Source organism: Xanthomonas sp. NCPPB 1132, from assembly GCF_056629235.1.
In genome coordinates this window covers 2078497-2102858 of sequence record NZ_CM152819.1, presented here as the reverse complement: position 1 = coordinate 2102858, position 24362 = coordinate 2078497, and the positions used below count along the sequence as shown (strand labels likewise).

Genomic DNA, 24362 nt, shown 5'->3' with positions numbered 1-24362 from the left:
TCAGAACTGATAGCGGAAGCCCAGCTGCATGGACCACTGCGACACACCGATGTTGAAGCCGTCGGCGTCGGCATTGGCGGCCGTCGGCTTGTCGGTGTACAGGGTGTTGTACACGTACTTGCCCTGGTAGATGCCTTGCAGGTTGGCGACGCGGGCATCGGCGTAGAAGCCGTAGTCTTCGATCCGGCCCCACTTCTTGTTCAGCAGGTTGCCCACGTTCTGGATATCCAGCCAGATCTCGGACTTGTGGCCCTTGAAGAAGCCCGGCAGCTGCTGGGTGATGCGCACGTCGAAGGTGTTGATCCAGCCGGAGCGGAAGCCGTTGGCCGGGGCGTAGCTGCCGGCGTACTTGGCCAGCTGCGGGTTCTTGGCCAGCCAGTCGAAGAACTGCTGCTGCAGCGCCGGGTTGGCGGTGAACGCACCGGTGCTGCTCAGCGTGCCGAACAACACGTCGCCCGGGCCCTTCGGCACGTAGAACAGGTCGTTGGTGCTGCGGCCGTCGCCGTTGGCGTCGCCGTTGAACACGTAGCTGTACGGACGGCCGCTGCGCCCTTCGTAGACCAGGCCCACGCGGGTCTCGTAGTCGCCGAAGAACATGTGCTTCCAGTCGAGCGAGCCGGAGATCCGGTCCTTGATCTCGTAGCGCGAGCGGTTCTCGGTTTCCGAGTTGGCATTGAAGGCGTACTGGTAGCCCCAGCCCGAGCTGGCGGTGGAGCTGGTCAGCGGGCCGACTTCGGTGGCGTGGGTATAGGTGTAGCCCAGGGTCCAGGACCAGTCGCCGCCTTCGCTGAACGGCTTGGACAGCGACACGGTGAACTGCTGGGTCTTGCCCTTGTCGGTGTTGTCGATCAGGTAGACGTCGCTGTACGCGCTGTTGCGGTTGTAGCGGTTGTCGCTGGTCGCCCACGGGCGGCCGGTGCGGGCCGGGTTCCAGTACAGCGCGCGGCCGTCCGGACCATAGTAGGCCGGGCTCGGATCCTGGCCCGGGCCGTTGACGCGACCGATGTTCAGGCTCTTGTAGTACAGGCCATCCTTGACCTTGGTCACCAGCAACTCGGCCGAGGCGACGATGCCGTACCACGGCAGTTCGTGATCCAGGGCCAGGTTGGCCTTGTACAGCGACGGCAGCTTGAAGTCGTTGCCGACGAAGCTCACACCCTGGGTCGCCGAACCAGGACGATTCGGGATCGGCTGAGTATCCTTGTTGGCGCTGAACGGCACCGTCGGATCGTACGTGGTCAGGCTATAAGCGTTGTAGTTGAAGCCGGTATTGGAGTAGCTGTTGCCGATCCACACCTGCGGCGCATCGCCCTGGAACAGACCAACGCCACCGCGCAACTGGGTCGGACGGTCGGTGTCGAAGGTGTAGTTGAAACCGAAGCGCGGCTGGATCAGGAAATCGCCGCTGAAGATCTTGCTGTTGTCATAGCCAAACACCGCCTGCGCACCGGCGTTGTAGGTCGGATCCGGGCTCACCTGCGGACGGTCGCCACGCAGGCCCAGGGTCAGGGTCAGGTTGTTGTTGACGTACCAGGTGTCCTGCACGAACAGGCCGAGGTTGCTGTTCTTGTAGTCGGCCGCGATCGAACCCGGGCTACGCTCCTGGTTGAGCTGGTACGAGCTCCAGCGGCCGCTGGCGAAGTTGTCCAGGCCGAAGAAGGTGTACACGCCCCAGCTGTTGCGGCCGTACAGGTTGTAGATGTCGTTGGTGCTGTAGTCGACGCCGAACTTCAGGTTGTGGTTGTCCAGGGTCAGGGTGCCCGCACCGTAGTAGTTCCAGGTCTTGGTGGTGAGGATGTTGCCCTGCGAGTTGGTCTCGGTGCCCAGGAACAGCACGTCGCCGGTCGGGTTGGCGACCGAGCCGTCGAAGTACACGGCGATGCTCGGCGCATTGGTCGGCACCACGCGGATCGCGGAGTAGTCGCGGTAGGACACCTTGAACTCGGTGGAGAAGTTCTCGGACCAGTCGCTGAACAGCTGGCCGACATAGCTCTCGACCGACTTCTCGTGCTGGTACCAGTACGAGCTCAGCGAGGCCTGGCTGGAGCTGCCGGCGCCGTTGATGCGCAGCTTGCTCTGGTCGAGCTTGCTGTAGCGCAAGCTGGCGCGGTGGTTGTCGCTGATGTTCCAGTCGAGCTTGAGCGCGTATTCCTTCAGGTCGGTGTTGCCGTCGCTGTCCAGGCCGCCGGCATCGAAGCCGTAGTTCTTGGCGATCTGCTGAGCGCGGGTCACGTCGGCCATGCCGTACTTGGCGTTGGCCTTGCCCAACGCGGTGCTGCCGAGGTCGACACCCGGCGCGTCCTGCTGGAACTTCTCGTAGTTGGCGAAGAAGAACAGCTTGTCCTTGACGATCGGGCCGCCGAAGGTCGCGCCGTAGGTCTTCTCCTTGGTGAAGCCGTTGAACTTGGTGCCGTCCGGGTTGTCGCCGAACCAGTCGCCATCGCGATAGCTGCCGTACACCGAGCCGTGGAACTCGTTGGTACCGGACTTGGTCACCGCATTGACGGTGGCGCCGGCGGCGCTGGCGATGCTGACGTCGTAGTTGGACAGGTTGACGTCGATGGCTTCGATGGCTTCCATCGACACCGGCTGACGCCGGGTGGTCATGTTGTTGCCTTCCAGGCCGAAGGTGTCGCTGGCCGAGACGCCGTCGATGTTGATCGAGTTGTAGCGCGGATTCAGGCCGCCGGCGCTGATCGTGCCCGAGGCGCGATCGACGAAGGCCACGCGCGGATCCAGGCGCATGTAGTCCTGGATGTTGCCGTTGATCGACGGCAGCGCTTCGATCTGCTCGCGACCGATGTTGGTGCCCGAGCCCGTCTTGGTGGCGCTGAACACTTCCGAGCCGGTGGCCACGGCGACGGCATTGACCGTCTCCAGGGTGGTCGGCGCGGCCATGTCGCCGGTCAGGTCGGCATTGATGGTGGCGTTCTGGTTGACGCTCAGGTACACGCCGTCTTCGGTCTTGGTGCCGTCGCCCGACTTGGTGATGGTGATGCTGTACGGACCGCCGACGCGCAGGCCGCGCGCGTTGTAGCGACCGGCGGCATCGGTGGTGGCGCGGCTGACCGTGCCCGACTCGACGTGGGTGATGGTCACCTCGGCGCCGGCGACCGGCTGGCCGCCATGGGTCACCACGCCGCCGACACCGGCGGAGGTGCTCTGGGCGAACACCGGCGCCGCGGCCAGCGCCGCAACGAGGCCCAGGGTGAGCTTGGACATCCGCAGACGGGGTTGAATCATTGCAATAGCCTCGATGGAGTTTGACGAAATGCGCATGGCAGTGCCGCGCGAGTACGGGCGCACGGCCGCGGGATGGGGGCTGGTCACCCTTGCCGATTCCCCGCAAGGGTTAACATGAGTTTAACACCATAGGGCCAATTTGTTGCCGAAACGTGACAACCGGGCACAAATGGACATGACTTGCCATGGATCCCAGTTTTTTGACTGCATCCGGTCATGCCCTGGCACAGGCGCGCACGGGCTTGCCGCCCGCCAGGCCGCCGCGCGCGGCAGCTGGGCCGAGCGTTGCGCCGCGACGCCAGCAGCGCAGTGACCGAGCGCCCCCCACTCTTCAACTCCCCAGGCGTCGGCGGCGCGGTGGCGTCAGCCCCACCCTGCTTCCGCGTGCCATGCCCCCCCGCCCCGCTCGGCCACCGACCAGGCAGTTTCGGGAGGCCGGCGCGATCCGGTCCTCGCGCGGCGCCCGGCGCCAGACCCTGCTCCCCCGTGGCCCTGGCCCTCGGGAGGCACCCTGGATTCTGCCGACCCGGCGCCGGGCGGCCGACGGCATGCCGGCCCGGGATCCACACGCCCGCGGTCAGGCCGGCGACGTTCCCCGACGTCGCATGCCCGCAAACGCAAACGGCCGGGGCGATGGCCCCGGCCGTTTGCGTCTTGCCTGGTCCAGCCCGGGTGCGGGCTGGCAGTGCCTCAGAACGAGGCGCCGACGGTCACCGCGAACGCGCGCGGCTCCAGCACGGAGTAGTACGGCGTGCCGGTGGCCGCCACGTCCGGGTAGTCGCTGGCGCCGGACGCCGCCAGCACCTGGCTGGTGCTGACCCAGGTAACGGCCTGCTTGTCGGTCAGGTTGTACAGGTTGAGCTTGATCGACGGCTTCTTCAGCCAGCCCCAGTCGGCGAAGGTATAGCCGGCGTCGGCGCCGAAGGTGGTGTAGCCCCCCACCCGTTCGGTGTTCAGATAGTCGCCGTAGCGCGGGCCGGAGTAACGGCCCTTCAGCGCGACCCAGAAATCGCCGATGGTGTAGCTCAGGCGCAGATTGGCCAAGTTCTTCGGCGTATTGGCCAACTGCTTGCCGCCGACTGCGTAGTCGTAGATGCCCTTGGACGTGCCCACCGCCAGGCTGTCGCTCAGGATCCTGGCCTGGGTATAGGTGTAGGAGCCGTACAGCTTGAGGTTGTCGGTGATGTTGTAGCTGGCCTCGCCGTTGAAGCCGCGCATGCGTACCTTGCCGATCGAGATGTAGGTGGTCAGCGCGGTGGCCTGGTCGTAGCTGGACATCTGCTTGTTGCGGTAGTTGCTCTGGTACAGCATCGCCGACAGCGAGAAGCGGTCGCCGTAGTAGCGCCAGCCCAGGTCGTTGGTCCAGGCCGATTCCGGTTGCGGGATCTCCTGCGCCGCCGACAGGTTGATCGAGATCGAGTTGGTGGCCGGCACGCGGAAGGTCTTGGCGACGCCGTAGTAGAACTGGGAGCGGCTGTCCGGCGCGTACTTGATGCCGAACGCCGGCAACAGCTTGCTGTAGCTGTTGTCGAAGTCCACGCCGATCTCCTTGGTGCTGTCGGGCCATTGATAGTTGTGGCCCTTGCGCGTGGCATGGATCCAGGAGACGCCGTAGTTGACCGCCCAGTCGTCGGCGGGAGTCCAGTTGTCCTGGATGAAGTACTTCTGCACGTCGGTCACCGTGTAGGTGCGGTAGCTCTGCTGCACCTGGCCGTCGGCATAGGTCAGGAAGCAGCCCTCGCTCTCGGCCCAGACGTCGCACGGCTGCCCGGTGCTTTGATCGGTCTTGACGATGCTGCTGTTCTGGCTCTTGCGCGAACGGTCGTACCACAGGCCGTAGACCAGGTTGTGGTCCATGCCGATGTCCTGGAAGAACTTGGCGACCACGCCCGGGCGCACCGTCGCGGAGTAGGAATAGGTGTAGTCGACGTCGCGGCTGCCGCTCACGCCGCTGGCGTAGCCATAGACGTTGCTGCTGCTGGTGGACGGGTACACCGACGCGGCGCTGGAACCGCCGCCCTCGCCCCACCACACGTAGGGCACCACCGACAGACGCAGGGTGTCGCCGAGGGTGAACTCGCCATCCAGGCTGGCCAACAGGCTCCTGTAGGGATTGCGCCGCAGCTTCCAGTAGGACTGGTCGGCGGAGGTGCTGCCGCCGCCCCAGGTGGCGTTGTAGTCGTAGGCGTAGTCGCTGGCCAGCTGCGCCTTGCTGGCGGTGTTGTAGGAGTAGTTGGACTGCCGGTTGTACTGGAACGAGGCGCTGATCGAGTTGCCGGGGCTGATGTCCCATACGCTCTTGCCGTCGATCTTTGCGACCGACATGTCGCCATTGCCCTTCCACTTGTCCGCGCTGTTGGTCGAATACGACACCCACGAGCGCAGCGGACCGGTATCGCCGGTGTTGACCCGCACGAAGGTGCGCCGGTAATCGTTGCTGCCGAAGCTCTGGTTGAAATCCACCCCGAACGCATGGCTGGGATCGATGGTCGACCAGGCGATCTGGCCGCCGGTGGCGCCCATCTCCGGCTGGTCCACGTTCGGCGTGCCCTGGGTGACGGTGATGTCGTTGTAGTTCTCGGCATCGCCGTATTCGGTGGCATACACCGAATAGCTGCCGCTGTCGGTCACCGGGGCACCGTTGACGGTGATGCCGATCGCCGAGGAATCGAAACCGCGCAGGCTGTAGTTGCCGTTGTTGAGGCCGGTCACGTCGCTGGTGGAGGCGTCCACGCCCGGGATCGCATCGATCATCTGGGTGAAGTTGCTGCCACCGGACGCCTGCGCGATTGCCTCGCGGGTCACCGTGGAGATCGCCTTGCTGGCGGTCTGCACGGTCATGTTGCCGCCGCCGAGGACGTAGCTGCTCTTGTCGGCGCTGACGTTGACCTTGTCCAGTTGCTGCACGCGCTTGGTCTCGTACGCGGCGGTGGTATTGGACGTGCTGGAGGCGGTGACCCGCTGCGCCGACTCGCTGCCGGCGTCCTGGGCGAAGGCGCAATGGGCCGCGAACGCCGTGGCCAGTGCAAGGGAAAGTGGGGAAACACGCGGAGTGCAACGGAACGTCATCGGGCAAGCGCCTCTGGGACCAAGCGGGGAGCGGCAGAGACGGCAGGCGGCCCGGCGCGCCCATGGCACACCGCCGCCTACCGCATCGGAAGGCGCCAGGGTAAGCAGGCTATTTCGCCCGCATATGCCCAGGGCATTGACGAGAACTTAATGTGCCGCCACGCCCCGACACGCGCGGGCACAAAAAAGCGCCGCGCATGTCATCGAACTGCCGCAGACGCGCGGTACGTCGCAGCGCTGACGCACGCGACAGGCAAGACGCGTCAGCGAGCGGAGACGCGCGGCGGCGGGCGCGCCCGCTCAGCCGGCGACCGGCAGCTTCAGGTAGGCGCTGATTCCGTCCAGGAACATCTGCACCGAAATCGCCACCAGCAACATGCCCATCAGCCGCTCGACCGCGGTCAGCACGCGCATGCCGAGCAGCTTGTACAGCAGCGTGCCCGAGAACAGCAGCGCCGAGGTGCCCAGCCAGGCCAGGATCAGCGCCAGGCTCCATTCGCCCAGCCGGGTCGGCTCGTTGCTGCCCATCAGCATCACCGCGGCCATGCCGGAAGGGCCTGCCACCAGCGGGATGGCCAGCGGCACGATGAAGGGTTCGCCGTCGGGAATCTCGCCCATCAGCCCTTCCGGGCGCGGGAAGATCATGCGGATGCCGATCAGGAACAGCACGATGCCGCCGGCGATCGCCACCGATTCCTGGCGCAGGTGCATCACTTCCAGGGCGTACTTGCCGCCCCACAGGAAGCCCATCAGCACGCCCAGCGCGATCAGCAGTTCGCGCGCCAGCACGATGCGCTGGCGCCGCGCCGGCAGCGGCTTGAGCACGCTGAGGAACACCGGGATGTTGCCCAGCGGGTCGAGGATCAGAAACAGCAGCAGCGCTGCCGACAGGATGGTCATGCCAGGGGATTCCAGATCTCGCCGCGGTGCGCGGCGCCGGCGGGCGACAGCAGCTCGACGCAGGCGCCGGCGTAGCGCACCGGGTCGACCGCGTCGCGGTCTTCTTGATGGGTGTAGGCACGGGCGCGCAAGGCGGTGCGCATCGGGCCCGGCTGCAGCCCGGCCACGCGCACGCGCGAGGCCGCCAGCTCGCCGTGCAGGCTCGCCAGCAGGCCACGGCGGCCGTGCTGGGCCGCGCCGTAGCCGCCCCAGTAGGCCTGGCCGACCCGCGCCGGATCGTCCACCGCGAACACGATCGCGGCATCCTCGGCCTGCCGCAGCAACGGCAGGCAGGCCTGGGTCAGCCAGGCCGCAGCGGTCAGGTTGACGTGGACGGCGCGCGCGAACTGCGCCGGATCGGCATGCTCGAACGGGGTCAGCCCGGCGAAGTCGGCAGCGCAATGCAGCAGCCCATCCAGGCGCCCGAGCTCGCTTTGCAGGCGCTCGGCCAGGGTCGCGTAGTCCGGCGGAGTGGCGCCGAGCAGGTCCAGCGGATACAGCAGCGGCGCGGCACCGACCGCGGCGATCGCGTCGTAGACCCGGTTCAGACGCGGCGGCTTGTGCCCGAGCAGGACCACGGTGGCCCCGGCCTGGGCGCAGGCCAGCGCCGCGGCGCTGCCAAGCCCGCCGGCGGCGCCGCTGACCAGGATCACCCGCTGCGCCAGCGCGCCGGCCTGCGGCGACGCAGGCGCACTCACGACTGGTAGGCCTCGGTGACGATGCGCTGCAGTTCGCCGGACTCGAACAGCTCCATGGTGATGTCGCAGCCGCCGATCAGCTCGCCATGGATGAACAGCTGCGGGAACGTCGGCCAGTTCGAATAGCGCGGCAGATTGGCCCGGATCTCCGGCTCGTCGAGCACGTTGACCGTGTGCAGGCGGTCGGCGCCGGCGGCCAGCAGCGCCTGCAACGCGCGGCTGGAAAAGCCGCACATCGGGTACTGCGGCGTGCCCTTCATGAACAACACGATGGGATGGCGTTCGACGTCGGCCTGGATGCGCTCCATCACCTGCATGCGGGTTCTCTCCTGCTGGGGCGAAAGAACGACCTTGGCGGTCGGCTAGACTCTCGCGTAGCCGCATAGTGTAAGCCCTGCGCGCGGCAGTACCGCGACACGCACCCGAAACCGCCCGAGGATCCATGCCCATCGAACTCGCTCCCCTGCCCTACGCCGCCGCGTCGCTGGCCCCGCATCTGTCCGCCGCCGCGGTGGAGCAGCACCATGCCCATGAGCGCGCCCTGGTGGAACGGCTCAATGCGCGCCTGGCCGGCAGCGACCTGGCCGAGCTGGCGCTGCCGGACCTGCTGCGGCGCGCCCAGGGCAGCCTGTTCCAGGAGGCGGCCGAGGTCTGGAACCACGCGTTCTATTGGCGCGGCCTGCGCCCGCGCGGCGGCGGCGAACCCGGCGGCGCGCTCGGCGAGCGCCTGGCCAAGAGTTTCGGCGACGTGGCCCGGTTCAAGGCCGAGTTCGAGCGCATGGCGCTGGCGCTGTTCGGCTCCGGCTGGATCTGGCTGGTGCAGCGTCCGGACGGCAGCCTGGCCGTGGTCAACACCGCCAACGCCGGTACCCCGCTGACCGGCGACGACATGCCGCTGCTGGCCTGCGACGTGTGGGAACACGCCTACTACACCGACTACCCAGGCGACCGCGCGCGCTATCTGCAGGCGTTCTGGAAGCTGGTCAACTGGGAGTTCGCGGCGTCCAATCTGCGGTAAGCGGGGATTCGGGAGTCGGGATTGGGGATTCGCAGGAGCGGCGGCCGCAGCCGCCGTTGCCTAGCCCAGGCGTCGCCTGGGCCGCGTGCTGCCGACTCAGCGCTCGCCGCGCAGGGCGGCGATCACCGGGGCGACCTGGGCCTCGCGCTGCAACTGCGCGCCCACGGTCTGCAGGGCCTGCGCCAGCGCCTCGGGCGTGTCCTCGCGCAGGGTGGCGTGGCCGACCTTGCGGCCCTCGCGCGGCTCCTTGCCGTAGTCGTGCCAATGCCCGCCGGGCTGCGCCAGGACCGCTGCGGCATCGGGCATCGCGCCGATCCAGTTGAGCATGCAGGCATGGCCACGCATGCGCGTGGAGCCCAGCGGCAGCCCCAGCACCGCGCGCAGGTGGTTCTCGAACTGCGAGGTCTCCGCGCCTTCGATGGTCCAGTGGCCGGAGTTGTGCACGCGCGGGGCCATCTCGTTGGCCAGCAGTTCGCCGTCGCGGCAGAACAGCTCCAGCGCGAACACGCCGATGTACTGCAGCCGCTCGGCCAGGGCACGCGCATGCGCCACGGCCACCTGCTCCAGCGCGGCATCGGCCTGCGCCGGCGCCAGGCTGGCTGACAGCACGCCGTGCACATGCCAGTTCTCGGTCAGCGGCCAGGTGCGGAACTCACCGTCGCGGCCGCGCACCGCCACCACGCTGACTTCGCGCTGGAACGGCACGAACGCCTCGGCGATCAGGCCCACGCTGGCTGCCTGCGCGCCCAGCGCGTCCCAGGCCGCATCGGCATCGGCGGCGGAGGCGATGCGGAACTGGCCCTTGCCGTCGTAACCCAGCCGGCGGGTCTTGAGGATGCAGGGCGTGCCGACCTGCGCCAGCGCCGCGTCCAGATCGGCGCGCGTCTCGATCGCGGCGAAGGCCGGCACCGGGATGCCGAGTTCGCGGAACAGGGTCTTCTCGGCCAGGCGATCCTGCGCCACGGCCAGCGCATCCGGGCTCGGGAACACCGGCACCTGCCCGGCCAGCCAACCGGCGCTGGCCGCGGGCACGTTCTCGAAATCGAAGGTCGCCACGTCGACCGCGTCGGCGAACGCGGCCAGCGCGGTCTCGTCGGCATAGTCGCCGACCCGCAGCGGCGCGATCTGTCCGGCGCAGGCATCGGCCGCCGGATCCAGCAGCGCGAAGCGCAGGCCCAGCGGCACGCCGGCCACGGCCATCATGCGTGCCAACTGCCCCGCTCCCAGGATGCCGACGGTGGTCATTGGCGCGGATCGTCCTTGGCCATCACGTCGTCGGTCTGGCGCTGGCGGAAGTCGCCCAGTGCGGTGCCGATCTCGGCGTGGTCGTGGGCCAGCATCGCCGCGGCGAACAGCGCGGCGTTGGCCGCGCCGGCATTGCCGATCGCGAAGGTGGCCACGGGGATGCCGGCCGGCATCTGCACGATCGACAGCAGCGAGTCCATGCCGTTGAGCGCCTTGGACTGCACCGGCACGCCCAGCACCGGCACCGCGGTCTTGGCCGCGAGCATGCCCGGCAGGTGCGCGGCGCCGCCGGCACCGGCCACGATCGCGCGCAGGCCGCGCCCGGCCGCCTGCTCGGCATAGGAGAACAACACGTCCGGGGTGCGATGCGCCGACACCACCTTCACTTCATAGGGCACGCCCAGCGCATCGAGTTTCTGCGCCGCATGCTGCATGGTCTCCCAGTCGGAGCGGGAACCCATCACGATGCCGACGAGCGGCGCGGTTTGCTTGGAGGTCATGGCCGTCCCCTGCCTTAAAGACGTATTCTAGCCGTCTTCCACGCAAGACGAAGACCGGATGGACCGCAAACTGCTCGACCTGCTGTGCTCGCCCGACACCCGCCAACCGCTGGCGCTGCTGGAGGCGCGCGGCCTGGAGGCGTTGAACCGCGCCATCGCCGCCGGCGGCGTGCAGCGCGCCGATGGCAGTGCGCAGGCGCAACCGCTGCGCGAAGCCCTGATCACCCGCGACCGCAAGCAGGTGTTCCGCGTCGACGACGGCATCCCGGTGCTGCTGGCCGAAGAAGCCATCGGCACCGTCCAGCTCGCCGACTTCCCGGCCAAATGAGCCGCGACACGGCGCCGCCGCAGGCGCCCGCCGCGGACCTGATCGCCGCCGATGTGGCGCGCGCGCTGGCCGAGGACCTCGGCAGCGGCGACGTCACCGCCGCGCTGTTGCCCGACAGCGCCGACAGCGCCTACCTGCTGTGCAAGCAGGACGCGGTGATCGCCGGCCGGCCCTGGTTCGATGCCTGCCATCAGGCGCTGGACCCGCAGGTCCGGATCGACTGGCAGGTGGCCGAAGGCCAGCGCGTGGCCGCCGGCACCGTGCTGGCCTTGCTGCACGGGCGCAGCCGCGCCCTGGTCAGCGCCGAGCGCGCCTCGCTGAACTTCCTGCAGACCCTGTCGGCCACCGCCACCGCCACCGCCGCCTATGTGGCCGCGGTCGCCGGCACCGGCGCGCGCATCCTGGATACGCGCAAGACCCTGCCCGGCCTGCGCCTGGCGCAGAAGTACGCGGTGCGCTGCGGCGGCGGCGACAACCACCGCATCGGTCTGTACGACACGGTGATGCTGAAGGAAAACCACATCCACGCCGCCGGCTCGCTGCCTGCGGCGGTGGCCGCCGCGCGCGCGCAGTGGCCGGCGCTGCCGCTGGTGGTGGAGGTGGAAACCCTGGAGCAGTTGCGCGAAGCGCTGCAGGCCGGCTGCGACCGCATCCTGATCGACGACTTCACCGCGGAACAGCGTCGCGCCGCGGTGGCGATCGCCGCGGCCGCACCGTTCAACCGTGCGATTCCGCTGGAAGTCTCCGGCGGCGTCGACCTGGAGGCGGTGCGTGCGATCGCGCAGGACGGCGTCGACTGCATCTCCATCGGCGCCCTCACCAAGCATGTGCAGGCCGTGGATCTGTCGCTGAAACTCGGAACGCCGCCGCAGTAGCGACCGGCACTTGGCCTGGGAGCCGCCGCTACGGCACCTCTTAGGCCAGCAACGCGCACCCTCGCAGCGCGCCGCGATACCGACGTCGACGCCTCCAGCCGCCGCGGGATCGCGCCAGCAGCCCGCCAATCAGGCCACGAAACGGCGCGGCGCGCCACATGCGCGGGTGCCAGGGCGACGCGGCACACGCGATCGACCCATCGCCGAACAGACTCCCTACACTTCACGGCACCACCGACGCCGCTCTGCGACGCTGCCCGCTCCCCTCCCCGCCGAGTTAGCCGATGTTCCGCCCCTGGTTCGCGCTGCTGTGTGTCGCCGCCCTGTTTCCCGCCGGCCGCGCCGCGGCCGCGGAAGTCTGCGATCTGCCGCCGCGTTTCGGCCTGACCCCGGCGGCGGTGGCGATCGTGCGCACCGCCTGCAACGAACACCGGCTGTGGTGGCGCCCGTTCATCGATCGCGACGGCCGCCTGGCCGGCCTGCGCGTCACCGAAGCCGAACGCGCCGACCTTGCCGACGACGGCATCGAAGCCTGGCAGCGCGTGGCCGCGTACTGGCGCGACAGCGGCACGCTGGGCGCGATGGGGCAAATCGACGGCGCCGCGAGTTGCCAGCAACTGGACGGATCGCGCTACCGGGAGAACGACTGCCGCGCCTTCATCGTCGACAATCCATGGTCGGCGGCCTTCGTGTCCTACGTGATGGTGCGCGCCGGCGTGGCCGGCTTCCACACCTCGATCCGCCATATCGACTACATCCGCGCCGCCTACCAGGCCGGCGCCGACGGCCTGCCCTACCGCTACGCCGACCCGCAGCAGGAAAAACCCGCCCCCGGCGACCTGCTGTGCTTCCTGCGCGGACGCCGGCAGCCGGTCGGCGCCGCCGGCCTGCGCGAGGCGCTGGCGCGCGGCCGTCCGCTGCCGTGGGAATCGCATTGCGACATCGTGGTCGCGACCAACGTCGGCGGCGACCAGACCCTGTACCTGATCGGCGGCAACGTGTTCAACGCGGTGACCATGCGCAAGCTGAAGCTGGACCGCAGCGGACGCCTGCAACTGGACGCGCCGCTGGCGCAGGAGCAGAACGACGAAGGCGCCGCCCTCGAATGCACGCCCGGCCATGAGGAGCTGTGCGACGTCAACCGCCAGGACTGGTCGGCCCTGCTGAAGCTGCAACCGCAGGCGCAGCTATTGCCGCCCGTCCCGCCCACCGTGCCTGCCTCCATGCCGATCACGCCGCCGCCCGCGACGCCAGCAAGCGCGACACCGGGCACGCCCGCCGTCCCGCCAGCACCGCCCACCGCGCCGAACCCGCCGGCCCCGCCACCGGCACCCGCCGCAGCACCTGCTCCGCCACAACCCGCCGCGCCCTCCAGTAACGACATACCTAAGACCGAACCGCAGTCCTAGCTGCAGCGCGCGCGACCCACCGCAAGGTTGGCCCACAAAAAGATTCCTGCAGGTAGGCACACCGTGCAATCACGGCAATTTGTGGGTGTTGCGCAGGAGGATGGTGGCGATGGAGCACTTCGGCTGGGCGTACCCAAACACACCACCAGGTGCGCGACCACGCGGCATCGCCCGGCAGTGCACCGCCCCAACAGCCGCCGACCCACCTGCCAATCCCCAATCCCGAATCCCCAATCCCAGCCCCACAGATTGCCCACCCACCGGCGCCTCGCTACAGTGGCGCCATGCCCAGCCTGATCCTGTTGATGATCGCCGGCGCGGCGGTGTTCGCGTTCTGGAACGCCTCGCGCGCCGCCGCCGAACGCGCCGAAATCCTCGGCCGTAATGCCTGCAAGGCTGCCGACGTGCAGTGGCTGGACCAGAGCGTGCACGGCACCGGCCTGCGCCTGCGGCGCTTGCCCAACGGTTGGCTCGGCTTCGAGCGCAGCTTCCGCTTCGACTATTCCTACGACGGTACCGACCGCCACAGCGGCCGCCTGGTGCTGCTCGGCGACCAGTTGATCGCCTTCACCGGGCCGTCGGTGGCCAGCGTGAGCAGCCTGCAGGACGCGCGCGCACAGCGCGAATGAGCCAAGGCACCACGGCTACGCATCGATGGCAAGCAGCCTCTTGGGCGACTGCCAAGGTGAGTGGGAAACCGCTTCGCATGCCATCTCGAATGGACGGCAACTGCTGGGATCTATCGCCCGTCGTAGGAGCGGCTTCAGCCGCGACGGGCGTTACCGGTAATGCCCGTCGCGGCTGAAGCCGCTCCTACGGCAGAACGCAGTGGGTGCGATGCCCGCACACGGGGAACGCCAACGCTTGACTGGGCGCAGCGCGGCCAAAGAGGCCACGCCTCCTGACTTACTTGACCACGCGCAGGCGCGGACGCTTGCCGGCGTCGTCGGAACCGCCCGGCCGCGGCGGTGGCGGGGTGTCGTCGCCCGGCGGCTCGCTGGCGCCGTGGATGTCGTCCGGCAGCGCCATGCCCTGCCCGGTTTCGCGCGCATACACGGCCAGCACCGCGGACATCGGCACCTGCACCGGGTAGCTGACGCCGCCGAAGCGGGCGGTGAAGCTGACCCCGTCGTTGTCGATCTGCAGACGCACCACGGCGCGCTCGGCGATGTTCAGCACCACCCGCCCGTCCTTGACCGCGCTCGGCGGCACCTGCACGCCGGGCAGGCCCGCATCCACCAGGATGTGCGGGGTCATGCCGTTGTCGTTGATCCATTCCACCAGCGCCCGCAGCAGGTACGGACGATGGCTGGTCATGCGGGAAGTGTCTTCGGTCATGCGCCCATTCTACGTGCCGGCGCGCGACGCCGGTACAGCTCGGAACACAGCGGGGACGGCGCGACGCACGGCATCATGCCGGCAGGTCGCGCAGCTTCTTTTCCTGGTCGGTCAGGCTGCGGATGAAACCGGGATTGCGGAAGATGCGGTTGCCGTAATCCTCGATCGCCTTGCCGTCCTTCGGCAGCGGGATATCCAGCGCCTGCAGGCGCCAGATGATCGGCGCCATCGCGCAATCGGCCAGGCTCATCTCCGGATTGAGGAAGAACTTGCTGGCCTTGAACAGCGGCACGGAGGCGGTCAGCAGTTCCTTCAGGCGCTTGCGCCCGGCTTCGGCCTGGGCCTTGTTGCCGAGCTGGATCGCCTGCACCTGCGGCACCCAGTCGTGCTCGATGCGCAGCATCGCCAGGCGCAGGCGCGCGCGCGAGAGCGGGTCGACCGGCATCAGCGGCGGATGCGGATAACGTTCGTCCAGGTACTCGCTGACCACCGAGGCGGCGTACAGCACCAGCTCGCGCTCCACCAGCGTCGGCACCGAGTGGTAGGGATTCAGGTCGATCAGGTCTTCCGGCGGATTCTGCGGATCCACCGCCACGAAATCGTAGGTCACGCCCTTGGCCGCGAGCACCAGGCGGACGCGGTGGCACAGGACATCATCCGTGGAGGAAAACAACGTCAAGGTATTTCGCATGCGCAAACTCGCCGCCATTCAAGGCTCTCCGACGGCCGGAATCCGCCGGCCGCATCGACGCCGCCCGCACATTGCGGACGGTCGTCACGGCCCCTGAGTGTGCAACCCTCGCTCACAAAAGCCAATAGGATGAACAGGGAATCGGCTCAGCAACGGTGCAGCCGGGATGCGGCCGGAACGGCCGCCGCTCAATGCACGTCCTTCCAGTATTCCTTCTTGAGCAGGTAGGCCAGGAAGGTCAGCAGCGCCAGGAACAGCACCACCCACACGCCCAGGTTCTGCCGCTTCAGCGCCGCCGGTTCGCTGGCGTACTCGAGGAAATTGCTGATGTCGCGCACCGTCTGGTCGAACTCGGCCGGGCTCTGCTTGCCCGGCATGGCCAGTTGCAGCCGCTCCACCGGCTTGTCCACGCCCGGCTGCTCGGCCTTGCCGTACACCGGTTGCTGCAGGCCCTGCAGGTCCCACAGCGGATTGGGCATGGAGGCGTTGGCGAACAGCTTGTTGTTCCAGCCCAGCGGCCGCGACTGGTCGAGATAGAACGACTTGAGGTAGGTGTAGACCCAATCGGTGCCGCGCACGCGGGCGATCAGGCTCAGGTCAGGCGGCGCCTTGCCGAACCACTTGGTCGCCGCATCGTGTGGCATCGCCGTCTCGATGTGTTCGCCGATCTTTGCGCCGGTGAAGTTGAGGTTGTGCATCACCTCGTCCTCGCTCAGGCCCAGATCCTCGGCCATGCGCTGGTAGCGCAGGTACTTCAGCGAATGGCAGCCGGAACAGTAGCTCATGAACAGCTTGGCGCCGCGTTGCAGCGAGGCGCGGTCGCCCAGGTCGTTGCCGGCCTGCAGGGTGGCGGCACCCTCGGCGGCCATGGCCGAGGCGGACAGCAGCAAAGCCGACGCGAAGCCGGCGAGCACGGCGATCAGGCGCTTAGTCATGGCTGCTCACCCGCTCCGGCACCGGCTTGGTTCGATCCAGCGAGGTCCATATCGGCATCGTCAGGAAGAAGGCGAAATACAGCACGGTCAGCACGCGGCCGATGTAGGTCTCGATGATCTCGGTGCCCGGGCCGGAACCGATCACGCCCAGCCAGACGAAGCACACCGCAAGAATCCCCAGCATCACCCGCGAGATCCAGCCGCGGTAGCGGATCGACTTGACCTTGGCGCGGTCCAGCCACGGCACCAGGAACAGGATCGCGATCGCCGAGAACATCACCAGCACGCCGCCGAGCTTGTTCGGCACCACCCGCAACATCGCGTAGTAAGGGGTGTAGTACCAGACCGGCTTGATGTGCTCCGGCGTCACCAGGCGGTTGGCCTCGGTGAAGTTGTCGTGCTCCAGGAACAGGCCGCCGAAGCCGGGGGCGAAGAAGATGATGAAGGCGCCGATCATCAGCAGGAAGCCGACGCCCACCAGATCCTTGACCGTGTAGTACGGATGGAACGGGATGCCGTCGGCCGGCTTGTTCGGGTTCCAGCGATTGCCCTTGGGCCCCTTCTTGATCTCCACGCCGTCGGGATTGTTGGAACCGACCTCGTGCAGCGCGCCCAGGTGCAGCACCACCAGCAGCAGCAGCACCAGCGGCAGCGCGATCACGTGCAGGGCGAAGAAGCGGTTGAGGGTGGCGTCGGACGGCAGGTAGTCGCCCATGATCCACTCGGTCAGGCCGTTGCCGATCACCGGGATCGCGCCGAACAGCGAGATGATCACCTTCGCGCCCCAGAACGACATCTGCCCCCAGGGCAGCACATAGCCCATGAAGGCCTCGGCCATCAGCACCAGGTAGATCAGCATGCCCAGGATCCACACCAGCTCGCGCGGCTTCTTGTAGCTGCCGTACATCAGCCCGCGGAACATGTGCAGGTACACCACGATGAAGAACAGCGAGGCGCCGGTGGAGTGCATGTAGCGGATCAGCCAGCCCCACTCGACGTCGCGCATGATGTACTCGACCGAGTTGAACGCCTCGGCCGCGCTGGTCTTGTAGTGCATCGTCAGGAAGATGCCGGTGACGATCTGGTTGACCAGCACCACCATCGCCAGCGAGCCGAAGTAGTACCAGAGGTTGAAGTTCTTCGGCGCGTAGTACTCGGTGACGTGCTTGCGGTAGAACGGCATCAGCCCCGGAGCACGCTCGTTGACCCAGTCGAACACGTTGCCCGCGGTGCGGGTGAGGATGTTGTCGGCCATGACTTACGCCCCTCCCTTCGCGGACGCGCTCGGGTCCACGCCGATCACCAGCGTGTTGTCGTCCTGGTAGTGGTGCGGCGGCACCAGCAGGTTGATCGGCGCCGGCACGCCCTGGAACACGCGGCCGGACATGTCGAAGCGCGACTTGTGGCAGGGGCAGAAATAGCCGCCCTTCCAGTCGGGGTCGTAGGGTTCGGGGCGGATCTCGGCGACCATTTCCGGCGAGCAGCCCAGGTGCGTGCACAGGCCGACCAGCACCGAGACGTCGGGCTTGATCGAGCGGTACTCCGGGTTCTTCAGCACGTAGTCCGGCTGCTGGTCCTTGTTGGTGGACTCCGGATCCTTGAGCCGGCTGTCCAGCGACGGCAACGCATCGAGCATCGCCTTGGAGCGCTTGACGATCCAGATCGGCTGGCCGCGCCATTCCAGGATCAGGCGCTGCCCTTCCTGCAGGGCGCTGATGTCGGCGGTGACCGGCGCGCCGGCCAGCTTGGCCTTTGCGCTCGGATTCCAGGACTTGATGAAAGGAACCGCCACGAACCCCGCACCGACCGCGCCCACGACGGACGTGGTGGCGGTGAGAAAGCGGCGGCGTCCTGCGTTTACAGAATCGTTGACCCCATCGTTGGCCATCCGGCACTCCGATCTGTGATTGGGTAGCGTGAGGCTGCCAGCAGCTCGGTGGGGGTCGAGCCGCACTGAATCCACTGCAGTGTAGCGGAACCCTTAACGCGACGACAATGGACGCGCGACGCCTCCTGCCGGGCCGCGGCGATGGCTCAATGCGCGGTCGCCAGCACGCCGCGATAGCGCTCGGCGAGCACGCCCACCCGTTGCACGTAGCGTTGGGTTTCGCTGTACGGCGGGATCCCGCCGTGTTTGTCTACCGCGCCCTCGCCGGCGTTGTAGCCGGCCGCGGCCAGGCTGAGGTTGCCGTTGAAGCGCTTCAGCAGCCACGCCAGGTACTGCACGCCACCGCGAATGTTTTGCGCTGCATCAAACGAATCGCTGACGCCGAAGCGGCGTGCGGTCGGCGGCATCAACTGCATCAGCCCCTGCGCACCGGCGCGGCTGAGCGCCATCGGGTTGTAGGCGGATTCGGCATGGATGATGGCGCGCACCACCGCCTCGTCGACCCCGTACTCGCGCGCGGCCGCGGCGATCTCGCTCTGGTAGGCGGTGGTGTTCAGGCGTACCGCACCGAAGTTGACCCCGGGATTGGCGCAGGCGTAGCAGGTCTCCATGAAGCTGTAGCGGATCGTGCGCACCGCACCGAGATTGGCGACCTGGGTCGGGCGCGCGCTGGTGTAGTGGCGCACGCCGTCCTTCATGTACGAATACAGCTGGCCACTGACCAGGCGCCGTGGCGCGCCGCTGTTGCCGGGCGATACCGGGGCGACCCGGCTGGGCACGGCGTTGGCGGTGACCGGGGCCGGCGCGGCGACCGGGGCGCTGATCAGGGTGGCCGGCGCCACCGTGCCGGCAGTGGCGATGACGCCGCGGCTCGAGCGCTCGACACTGGCCTTGGCCGGCGCAGGCGCCGGAGTGGCACGCGCGGCGCGGCGGTCGGGGGTATAGCGGCCGATCACGCTGCAACTGGCGCCGGACACGCGCTTGCTGCCGTAGCTGGGCACGCCGTCGCTGCCAGTGCACTTGTACAGGGTGCCGGCGCTGGCCGGCGCAGCCGTCAACGTGGCGAATCCCAGCCCCAGGAGCCACAGCATCCCCTTCATGGCGGCGAGTGTCCCAACTTCCCCGGCGCTTGCCAAGTGCGCGCCATCCCGGCACCGCCGCGAGGCATGGTCGCCGGCGGGCCCGGGCGCCTATTCCTCGGGCACCGGCGCCGGAAGCTGCTCCAGCAACGCGTTCAGGGTCCTGCGCAGCGCCGCCAGCACGTCGGGTTCGGCCTGCAGCCCGGCGAACGGCACATCGATGGTCAGCAGCTGCGCCGCCAGCCACGGCACCGCGTCGGCCAGCAGCGACAGCCGGCAGTGGCCATCGGCCTCGTCCTGCAGGGTGCCGCACCACAATGGAATGCGCGCCCCCAGCTCGGCGGCACTGCCGCGCAGCCGCACGCTGAGCGCGTAGCCCAGCGCCTGCGGGCTGTAGCGGATCGCCGCATCGACCATGGCCGCTGCGTCCTGCGGCGGCAGGCGCAATGCCACCGCCGCGCCGAGCTGCAGGGGCGGCACGATGCGCTCGGCGCGGAAGGTGCGCCAGTCGCCGCGGTCACGGTCACAGGCCAGCAGGTACCAGCGGCGGCCGGCGTTGACCAGGCGCAGCGGCTCGACCAGGCGCTGGCTGGCATGGCCGCCGTGATCGCGATAGACGAAACCCAGCAGCCGACGGTCGCGGCAGGCGCTGGCGACGCCGATCAGCACCCGCGTGTCCGGCCGCAGCGGGTCCTGGCCCAGCGCCAGGGTCGCCCCCTGCAAGGCGTCGGCGCGCTGGCGCACCCGCGCCGGCAGCAGCGGTTCGAGCTTGGCCAACACCCGCACCGCGGTGTCCTCCAGACCGGCCATGCTGGCGCAGGCCGCGCGCAGTGCCACCGCGACCGCCACCGCCTCGTCCTCCTCGAACAGCAGCGGCAGCATCTGCGCGCCGGCCGCCAGCCGGTAGCCGCCGCCGACCCCGGCCGCGGCCTCCACGGCGTAGCCCAGCGCGCGCAGCCGCTCCACGTCGCGGCGCAGGCTGCGCCGGTCCACGCCGAGCCGCTCGGCCAGCTCGGCGCCGGACCACAGCCGGCGGGTCTGCAGCAAAGCGATCAGGCGCAACAGGCGGGCGGCGGGCGATGACATCGGTGCACGCTATTGCGGACAGGATCTGTCCGCAATGGGGTCTAGGGTGTTCGCACCGACCAGCCAGGAGCCGCCCATGACCAGCGACCGCCACATCACCCTGTTCCACAACCCGCGTTCGCGCTCGCGCGGCGTGCTGATCCTGCTCGAGGAGTTGGGCGCCGACTACGCCATCCAGCGCATCGACTTCGACCGGCAGGCGCAACTGGCGCCGGACTACCTGGCGATCAACCCGATGGGCAAGGTGCCGGCGATCGTGCACGCCGGCGCGGTGGTGACCGAACAGGGCGCGATCTACCCCTACCTGGCCGACCTGTATCCCGAAGCCGGGCTGGCACCGCCGATCGGCGACCCGCTGCGCGGGCCTTACCTGCGCTGGCTGGCGTTCTACGGCGCCTGCTTCGAGCCGGCGCTGGTCGACCGCGCGCTCAAGCGCGAACCGCCGCCGCGGGCGATGTCGCCCTATGCCGACTGCGATACCGTGCTGGCGGTGGTGGACGCGCAACTGGCACGCGGCGATTACCTGCTCGGCGCGCGTTGCAGCGCCGCCGACGTGCTGTGGGGCAGCGCGCTGGGCTGGATGCTGCAGTTCGGCCTGCTCGACTCGCCGGCGCCGACCCGCGCCTACGCCGCGCGGATGGCCGCGCGGCCGGCGGTGCAGCGCGCGCTGGCGGTGGACGCGGCAGGATGACCTGCGCCCGCGCGCCGGCAGGGGTAGACTAGCCGGCTTCCTTTCCACCCGCCTGGATTAAGCGCCATGCCCGGGACCGTCCTGCATCCCCTGCCCTCCGCCGGCACCGCCGCCGCACCCGCGCCGGTGCGCGGCAAGCTGTACATCAAGACCCACGGTTGCCAGATGAACGAGTACGACTCGGCCAAGATGGCCGACGTACTCGCCGCGTCCGAAGGCCTGGAGCTGACCGACAATCCCGAAGAAGCGGACGTGGTCCTGGTCAACACCTGCTCGATCCGCGAGAAGGCGCAGGAAAAGGTGTTCAGCCAGCTCGGCCGCTGGAAGGCGCTGAAGGCCGGCGGCAAGCCGGTGATCATCGGCGTCGGCGGCTGCGTCGCCTCGCAGGAAGGCGAAGCCATCGTCAAGCGCGCGCCCTACGTGGACCTGGTGTTCGGCCCGCAGACCCTGCACCGGCTGCCTGAGCTGATCCGTGCGCGGCGCGAATCGGGCAAGTCGCAGGTGGACATCAGCTTCCCGGAGGTCGAGAAGTTCGACCGCCTGCCGGAACCGCGTGCCGAAGGCCCGTCGGCCTTCGTGTCGATCATGGAAGGCTGCTCCAAGTACTGCTCGTTCTGCGTGGTGCCCTACACCCGCGGCGAGGAGATCAGCCGGCCGTTCGAGGACGTGCTGGTGGAAGTGGCGCAACTGGCCGCACAGGGCGTGCGCGAGATCAACCTGCTCGGCCAGAACGTCAACGCCTACCGTGGCCCCTATGCCGACGCCGAGGCCGGCGAGGAAGCGCAATACGCGGACCTGGGCCTGCTGATCCGCAGCATCGCGCAGATCGAGGGCATCGGCCGCATCCGCTTCACCACCTCGCATCCGCTGGAATTCAGCGACTCGCTGGTGGAGGCCTACCGCGACGTGCCGCAGCTGGCCAACTACCTGCACCTGCCGGTGCAGGCCGGCAGCGACCGCATCCTCAGCGCGATGAAGCGCGGCTACACCGCGCTGGAGTTCAAGCAGAAGATCCGCAAGCTGCGCGCGGTGCGCCCGGACATCTCGATCAGCTCGGACTTCATCGTTGGCTTCCCCGGCGAGAGCGACGCCGACTTCGACAAGACCATGAAGCTGATCGAGGACGTGGGCTTCGACCAGAGCTTCTCCTTCATCTATTCGCGGCGCCCGGGCACGCCCGCCGCCGACCTGGAAGACGACACCCCCGAGGCGGTCAAGCACGCGCGGCTGGCGCGGCTGCAGGCGCACATCAATGCGCATGCGCAGACGATCTCGCAGGGGATGATCGGCAGCGTGCAGACCGTGCTGGTGGAAGGCCCGTCGAAGAAGAACCCGGCCGAGCTGACCGGCAAGACCGAGAACATGCGCTCGGTGAACTTCCCCGGCCACCCGCGCCTGATCGGCCAGTTCGTCGACGTGACGATCACCGAGGCGCTGAGCAATTCGCTGCGCGGCCGCCTGCACCTGGCCGAGGACGACGCCGCGGCCTGAGCGGCGGCGGGCGCGCGCTAGTCGAGCGCGCTGAGGAAGCGCTCGCCGCGCGGGCCGATCTGCACCACCCGCGAATCCGGCACGCGCCGGGCCAGGCCGGTGTCGAGCAGATAGCGAAGCAAGGCGCCGCCCAGCGCACCGGCGACATGGTCCTGGCGCTCGCTCCAGTCCAGGCACGGCCGGCACACCGGCCGGCGCGACGCACGCAGCGCCGCCACGTCGATGCCGATCGCCGTACACCAGGCCGTGCCGGACGCGCTCAGCGCCATGCCGTCACTGCACAGCAGGTGCCCGCGCGCCTCCATCTGCTGGCGCCAGCGGATCGCCAGTTCGCCGGCGAGGTGGTCGTAGCACACCCGCGCCCGGCGCAGGCCGGAATCCGCCGGGCCGACCCGCCGGGTCTGCGGCGGCACGAGCCCCATCATCGCCTCGACTGCCGCGGCAACCTGCGCATCGGCGAGGCGGAAATAGCGGTGCCGGCCTTGGCGCACCACCGCGAGCAGGCCGGCCTCGACCAGTTGCGTCAGATGTTGGCTGGCGGTGGACGGCGCCACGCCGCCGTCCAGGGCCAGTTCCGTGGCGGTGCGCGCCTGTCCGCTCATCAACGCCGCCAGCATGCGGCTGCGCGCGGCGTCGCCCAGCAGGAAGGCGACACGGGACAGCGGTGTGGCTTCGCTCATGCTTCGATTCTAGACGAAGCATGGCACCGCGCTGGCGCCTACCTTGCCCGCTTCCCATACGAGGCAGGCACATGGCCGACACGCTGCACCACTACGCTTCGCAGTTGCATTGGACCGGCAACCGCGGCAACGGCACCGCCGACTACACAGGCTACGGACGCGACTACACGCTGCAGGTTCCCGGCAAAGCGGCGCTGACGGGCAGCGCCGATCCGGCGTTCCGCGGCGACCCGGCGCTGCACAACCCGGAAGACCTGTTCGTCGGCGCCCTCGCCGCCTGCCACATGCTGACCTACCTGGCGCTGTGCGCGCATGCCGGCATCCGGGTCCTGGCCTACGACGACCAGGCGCAAGGTTGGCTGGAGCTGCATCCCGGCCGCGGCGGGCGCTTTCGCGAGGTGGCGCTGGCGCCGCGGGTGACCATTGCCGCGGACAGCGATGCGGCCCGCGCGCACGCGCTGCACGCACAGGCGCACGCGCAGTGCTTCATCGCCAACAGCTGCGCGGTGGCGGTGCGTTGCGAGGCGACGATCGTGCACGGCGAGGCGACGGCGGAGGCGCTGCGATGAAGGACGTGGAGATCCATCTCGACGATCGCCCCGGCGCACTGGCGGCGATGGCCAAGGCGCTGGGCGCGGCCGGCATCAGCATCGAAGGTGGCGGCGCGTGGCGGGTGGGCGGCAACGCGGTCGCGCACTTCCTGTTCGATGCCGCCGCGCCGGTACGCGACGCACTGCAGGCGCACGGGATGCGCATTGCCGCCGAGCGCCCCGCGGTGCTGCTGCGCCTGGACCAGGACACGCCGGGACAACTGGGCTTGCTGACCGGCCTGCTCGGCGACGCCGGCATCGACATCGCCGTGCAGTACAGCGATCACCACGGTCAACTGGTGCTGGTGGTGGACGACCTTGCCGGTGCGCGGGCGGTCGCGGACGCGTGGATGCAGGCCCGCGACGCGCGCGGCGGCGGTCGCTGTCGCTAAGGCCCGCCGCCACCGATTCCGGGAGGACGAGCGCCGCGGCCACGCACGGTCCGCGGCCCGTGCGCTGCGGTTTTTTTCGCCACCGCGGGCCTGCGCCTTGCGCGGCAAGGCGTTCGCACGGTTGTCCACAGGCTTTTGGACAATCGATCCACATCCATTGTGGACAACGTTGCCATC

General features: G+C 68.8%; 24 protein-coding genes. 9 read left to right on the top strand and 15 right to left on the bottom strand.

Annotated features, from left to right (window positions below; all coding sequences use genetic code 11):
* The 5 genes from AC1G9L_RS08905 to grxD form a co-directional block, all read right to left on the bottom strand.
* Positions 1-3222, bottom strand: a complete 3222-nt coding sequence (locus AC1G9L_RS08905; RefSeq protein ID WP_019798991.1) for an outer membrane beta-barrel protein — start codon at positions 3220-3222, stop codon at positions 1-3.
* Between the two features lie 711 nt (positions 3223-3933).
* Positions 3934-6312: a TonB-dependent receptor domain-containing protein gene (locus AC1G9L_RS08900; protein WP_019800075.1), complete on the bottom strand. Its 2379-nt coding sequence runs from the start codon at positions 6310-6312 to the stop codon at positions 3934-3936.
* Positions 6313-6612: 300 nt separating this feature from the next.
* A complete protein-coding gene (locus AC1G9L_RS08895; protein WP_019800076.1) occupies positions 6613-7212 on the bottom strand; it encodes a YhgN family NAAT transporter in 600 nt (199 codons plus the stop codon).
* Positions 7209-7949 (bottom strand): SDR family NAD(P)-dependent oxidoreductase, encoded by a 741-nt coding sequence (locus tag AC1G9L_RS08890; protein WP_481070756.1) that lies wholly within the window; start codon positions 7947-7949, stop codon positions 7209-7211. Before AC1G9L_RS08890 ends, AC1G9L_RS08895 begins: the two co-directional genes overlap by 4 nt.
* Positions 7946-8266, bottom strand: a complete 321-nt coding sequence (gene grxD / locus AC1G9L_RS08885) for a Grx4 family monothiol glutaredoxin (protein ID WP_010342114.1) — start codon at positions 8264-8266, stop codon at positions 7946-7948. Before grxD ends, AC1G9L_RS08890 begins: the two co-directional genes overlap by 4 nt.
* 125 nt (positions 8267-8391) lie before the next feature.
* Here grxD and AC1G9L_RS08880 point away from each other — a divergent pair, with 125 nt between their 5' ends.
* Complete coding sequence (locus AC1G9L_RS08880) at positions 8392-8967, top strand: Fe-Mn family superoxide dismutase (protein WP_481070754.1); 576 nt, start codon at positions 8392-8394, stop codon at positions 8965-8967.
* Positions 8968-9063: 96 nt separating this feature from the next.
* Here the strand turns inward: AC1G9L_RS08880 and AC1G9L_RS08875 are convergent, their stop codons facing one another.
* Positions 9064-10212, bottom strand: a complete 1149-nt coding sequence (locus AC1G9L_RS08875) for a 5-(carboxyamino)imidazole ribonucleotide synthase (protein WP_481070752.1) — start codon at positions 10210-10212, stop codon at positions 9064-9066.
* Positions 10209-10712 carry a 5-(carboxyamino)imidazole ribonucleotide mutase gene (gene purE, locus AC1G9L_RS08870; protein WP_010342117.1) on the bottom strand — a complete coding sequence of 168 codons (504 nt, stop codon included), beginning with the start codon at positions 10710-10712 and terminating at the stop codon, positions 10209-10211. The genes AC1G9L_RS08875 and purE overlap by 4 nt, the downstream gene beginning before the upstream one ends.
* Before the next feature lie 58 nt (positions 10713-10770).
* On the opposite strand from purE, the gene AC1G9L_RS08865 reads away from it, so the two are divergent.
* The 4 genes from AC1G9L_RS08865 (at position 10771) to AC1G9L_RS08850 (ending at position 13953) form a co-directional block, all read left to right on the top strand.
* Positions 10771-11040, top strand: coding sequence for a Trm112 family protein (locus AC1G9L_RS08865; protein ID WP_019801722.1), 270 nt, complete (start codon positions 10771-10773; stop codon positions 11038-11040).
* Complete coding sequence (nadC, locus tag AC1G9L_RS08860; protein ID WP_481070751.1) at positions 11037-11915, top strand: carboxylating nicotinate-nucleotide diphosphorylase; 879 nt, start codon at positions 11037-11039, stop codon at positions 11913-11915. Before AC1G9L_RS08865 ends, nadC begins: the two co-directional genes overlap by 4 nt.
* A gap of 284 nt (positions 11916-12199) precedes the next feature.
* A complete protein-coding gene (locus AC1G9L_RS08855) occupies positions 12200-13324 on the top strand; it encodes a DUF2272 domain-containing protein (RefSeq protein WP_481070749.1) in 1125 nt (374 codons plus the stop codon).
* 284 nt (positions 13325-13608) lie between these two features.
* The gene (locus AC1G9L_RS08850; protein ID WP_019802229.1) at positions 13609-13953 is read left to right on the top strand and encodes a DUF3301 domain-containing protein; all 345 of its coding nucleotides are present in this window, start codon (positions 13609-13611) and stop codon (positions 13951-13953) included.
* Between the two features lie 277 nt (positions 13954-14230).
* Here AC1G9L_RS08850 and AC1G9L_RS08845 read toward each other — a convergent pair whose 3' ends face one another.
* The 7 genes from AC1G9L_RS08845 to AC1G9L_RS08815 form a co-directional block, all read right to left on the bottom strand.
* Positions 14231-14662: a ClpXP protease specificity-enhancing factor gene (locus AC1G9L_RS08845; protein ID WP_010342123.1), complete on the bottom strand. Its 432-nt coding sequence runs from the start codon at positions 14660-14662 to the stop codon at positions 14231-14233.
* Between the two features lie 73 nt (positions 14663-14735).
* Positions 14736-15371 (bottom strand): glutathione S-transferase N-terminal domain-containing protein, encoded by a 636-nt coding sequence (locus AC1G9L_RS08840; protein WP_010342124.1) that lies wholly within the window; start codon positions 15369-15371, stop codon positions 14736-14738.
* A 170-nt stretch (positions 15372-15541) separates the two neighbouring features.
* A complete protein-coding gene (locus tag AC1G9L_RS08835) occupies positions 15542-16288 on the bottom strand; it encodes a cytochrome c1 (protein WP_019799729.1) in 747 nt (248 codons plus the stop codon).
* The gene (locus tag AC1G9L_RS08830; protein ID WP_010342126.1) at positions 16281-17543 is read right to left on the bottom strand and encodes a cytochrome b; all 1263 of its coding nucleotides are present in this window, start codon (positions 17541-17543) and stop codon (positions 16281-16283) included. The genes AC1G9L_RS08835 and AC1G9L_RS08830 overlap by 8 nt, the downstream gene beginning before the upstream one ends.
* A gap of 3 nt (positions 17544-17546) precedes the next feature.
* Positions 17547-18176, bottom strand: a complete 630-nt coding sequence (gene petA / locus AC1G9L_RS08825; protein ID WP_010342127.1) for a ubiquinol-cytochrome c reductase iron-sulfur subunit — start codon at positions 18174-18176, stop codon at positions 17547-17549.
* Positions 18177-18322: 146 nt separating this feature from the next.
* Positions 18323-19276, bottom strand: coding sequence for a transglycosylase SLT domain-containing protein (locus AC1G9L_RS08820; RefSeq protein WP_481070746.1), 954 nt, complete (start codon positions 19274-19276; stop codon positions 18323-18325).
* Positions 19277-19366: 90 nt separating this feature from the next.
* The gene (locus AC1G9L_RS08815) at positions 19367-20341 is read right to left on the bottom strand and encodes a helix-turn-helix transcriptional regulator (RefSeq protein ID WP_481070744.1); all 975 of its coding nucleotides are present in this window, start codon (positions 20339-20341) and stop codon (positions 19367-19369) included.
* A 76-nt stretch (positions 20342-20417) separates the two neighbouring features.
* Here AC1G9L_RS08815 and AC1G9L_RS08810 point away from each other — a divergent pair, with 76 nt between their 5' ends.
* Complete coding sequence (locus AC1G9L_RS08810) at positions 20418-21032, top strand: glutathione S-transferase family protein (protein ID WP_481070742.1); 615 nt, start codon at positions 20418-20420, stop codon at positions 21030-21032.
* Between the two features lie 66 nt (positions 21033-21098).
* Entirely contained in the window at positions 21099-22523 is a 1425-nt protein-coding gene (gene miaB, locus AC1G9L_RS08805) for a tRNA (N6-isopentenyl adenosine(37)-C2)-methylthiotransferase MiaB (protein WP_019801221.1), read from the top strand.
* Positions 22524-22540: 17 nt separating this feature from the next.
* Here miaB and AC1G9L_RS08800 read toward each other — a convergent pair whose 3' ends face one another.
* Complete coding sequence (locus AC1G9L_RS08800) at positions 22541-23203, bottom strand: ArsR/SmtB family transcription factor (RefSeq protein ID WP_114960267.1); 663 nt, start codon at positions 23201-23203, stop codon at positions 22541-22543.
* A 71-nt stretch (positions 23204-23274) separates the two neighbouring features.
* Here AC1G9L_RS08800 and AC1G9L_RS08795 point away from each other — a divergent pair, with 71 nt between their 5' ends.
* On the top strand, positions 23275-23772 hold the full coding sequence (locus tag AC1G9L_RS08795; protein WP_019801674.1) for an OsmC family protein: 498 nt from the start codon (positions 23275-23277) through the stop codon (positions 23770-23772).
* Entirely contained in the window at positions 23769-24185 is a 417-nt protein-coding gene (locus AC1G9L_RS08790) for a hypothetical protein (RefSeq protein WP_481070739.1), read from the top strand. Before AC1G9L_RS08795 ends, AC1G9L_RS08790 begins: the two co-directional genes overlap by 4 nt.
* Positions 24186-24362: the final 177 nt, after the last annotated feature.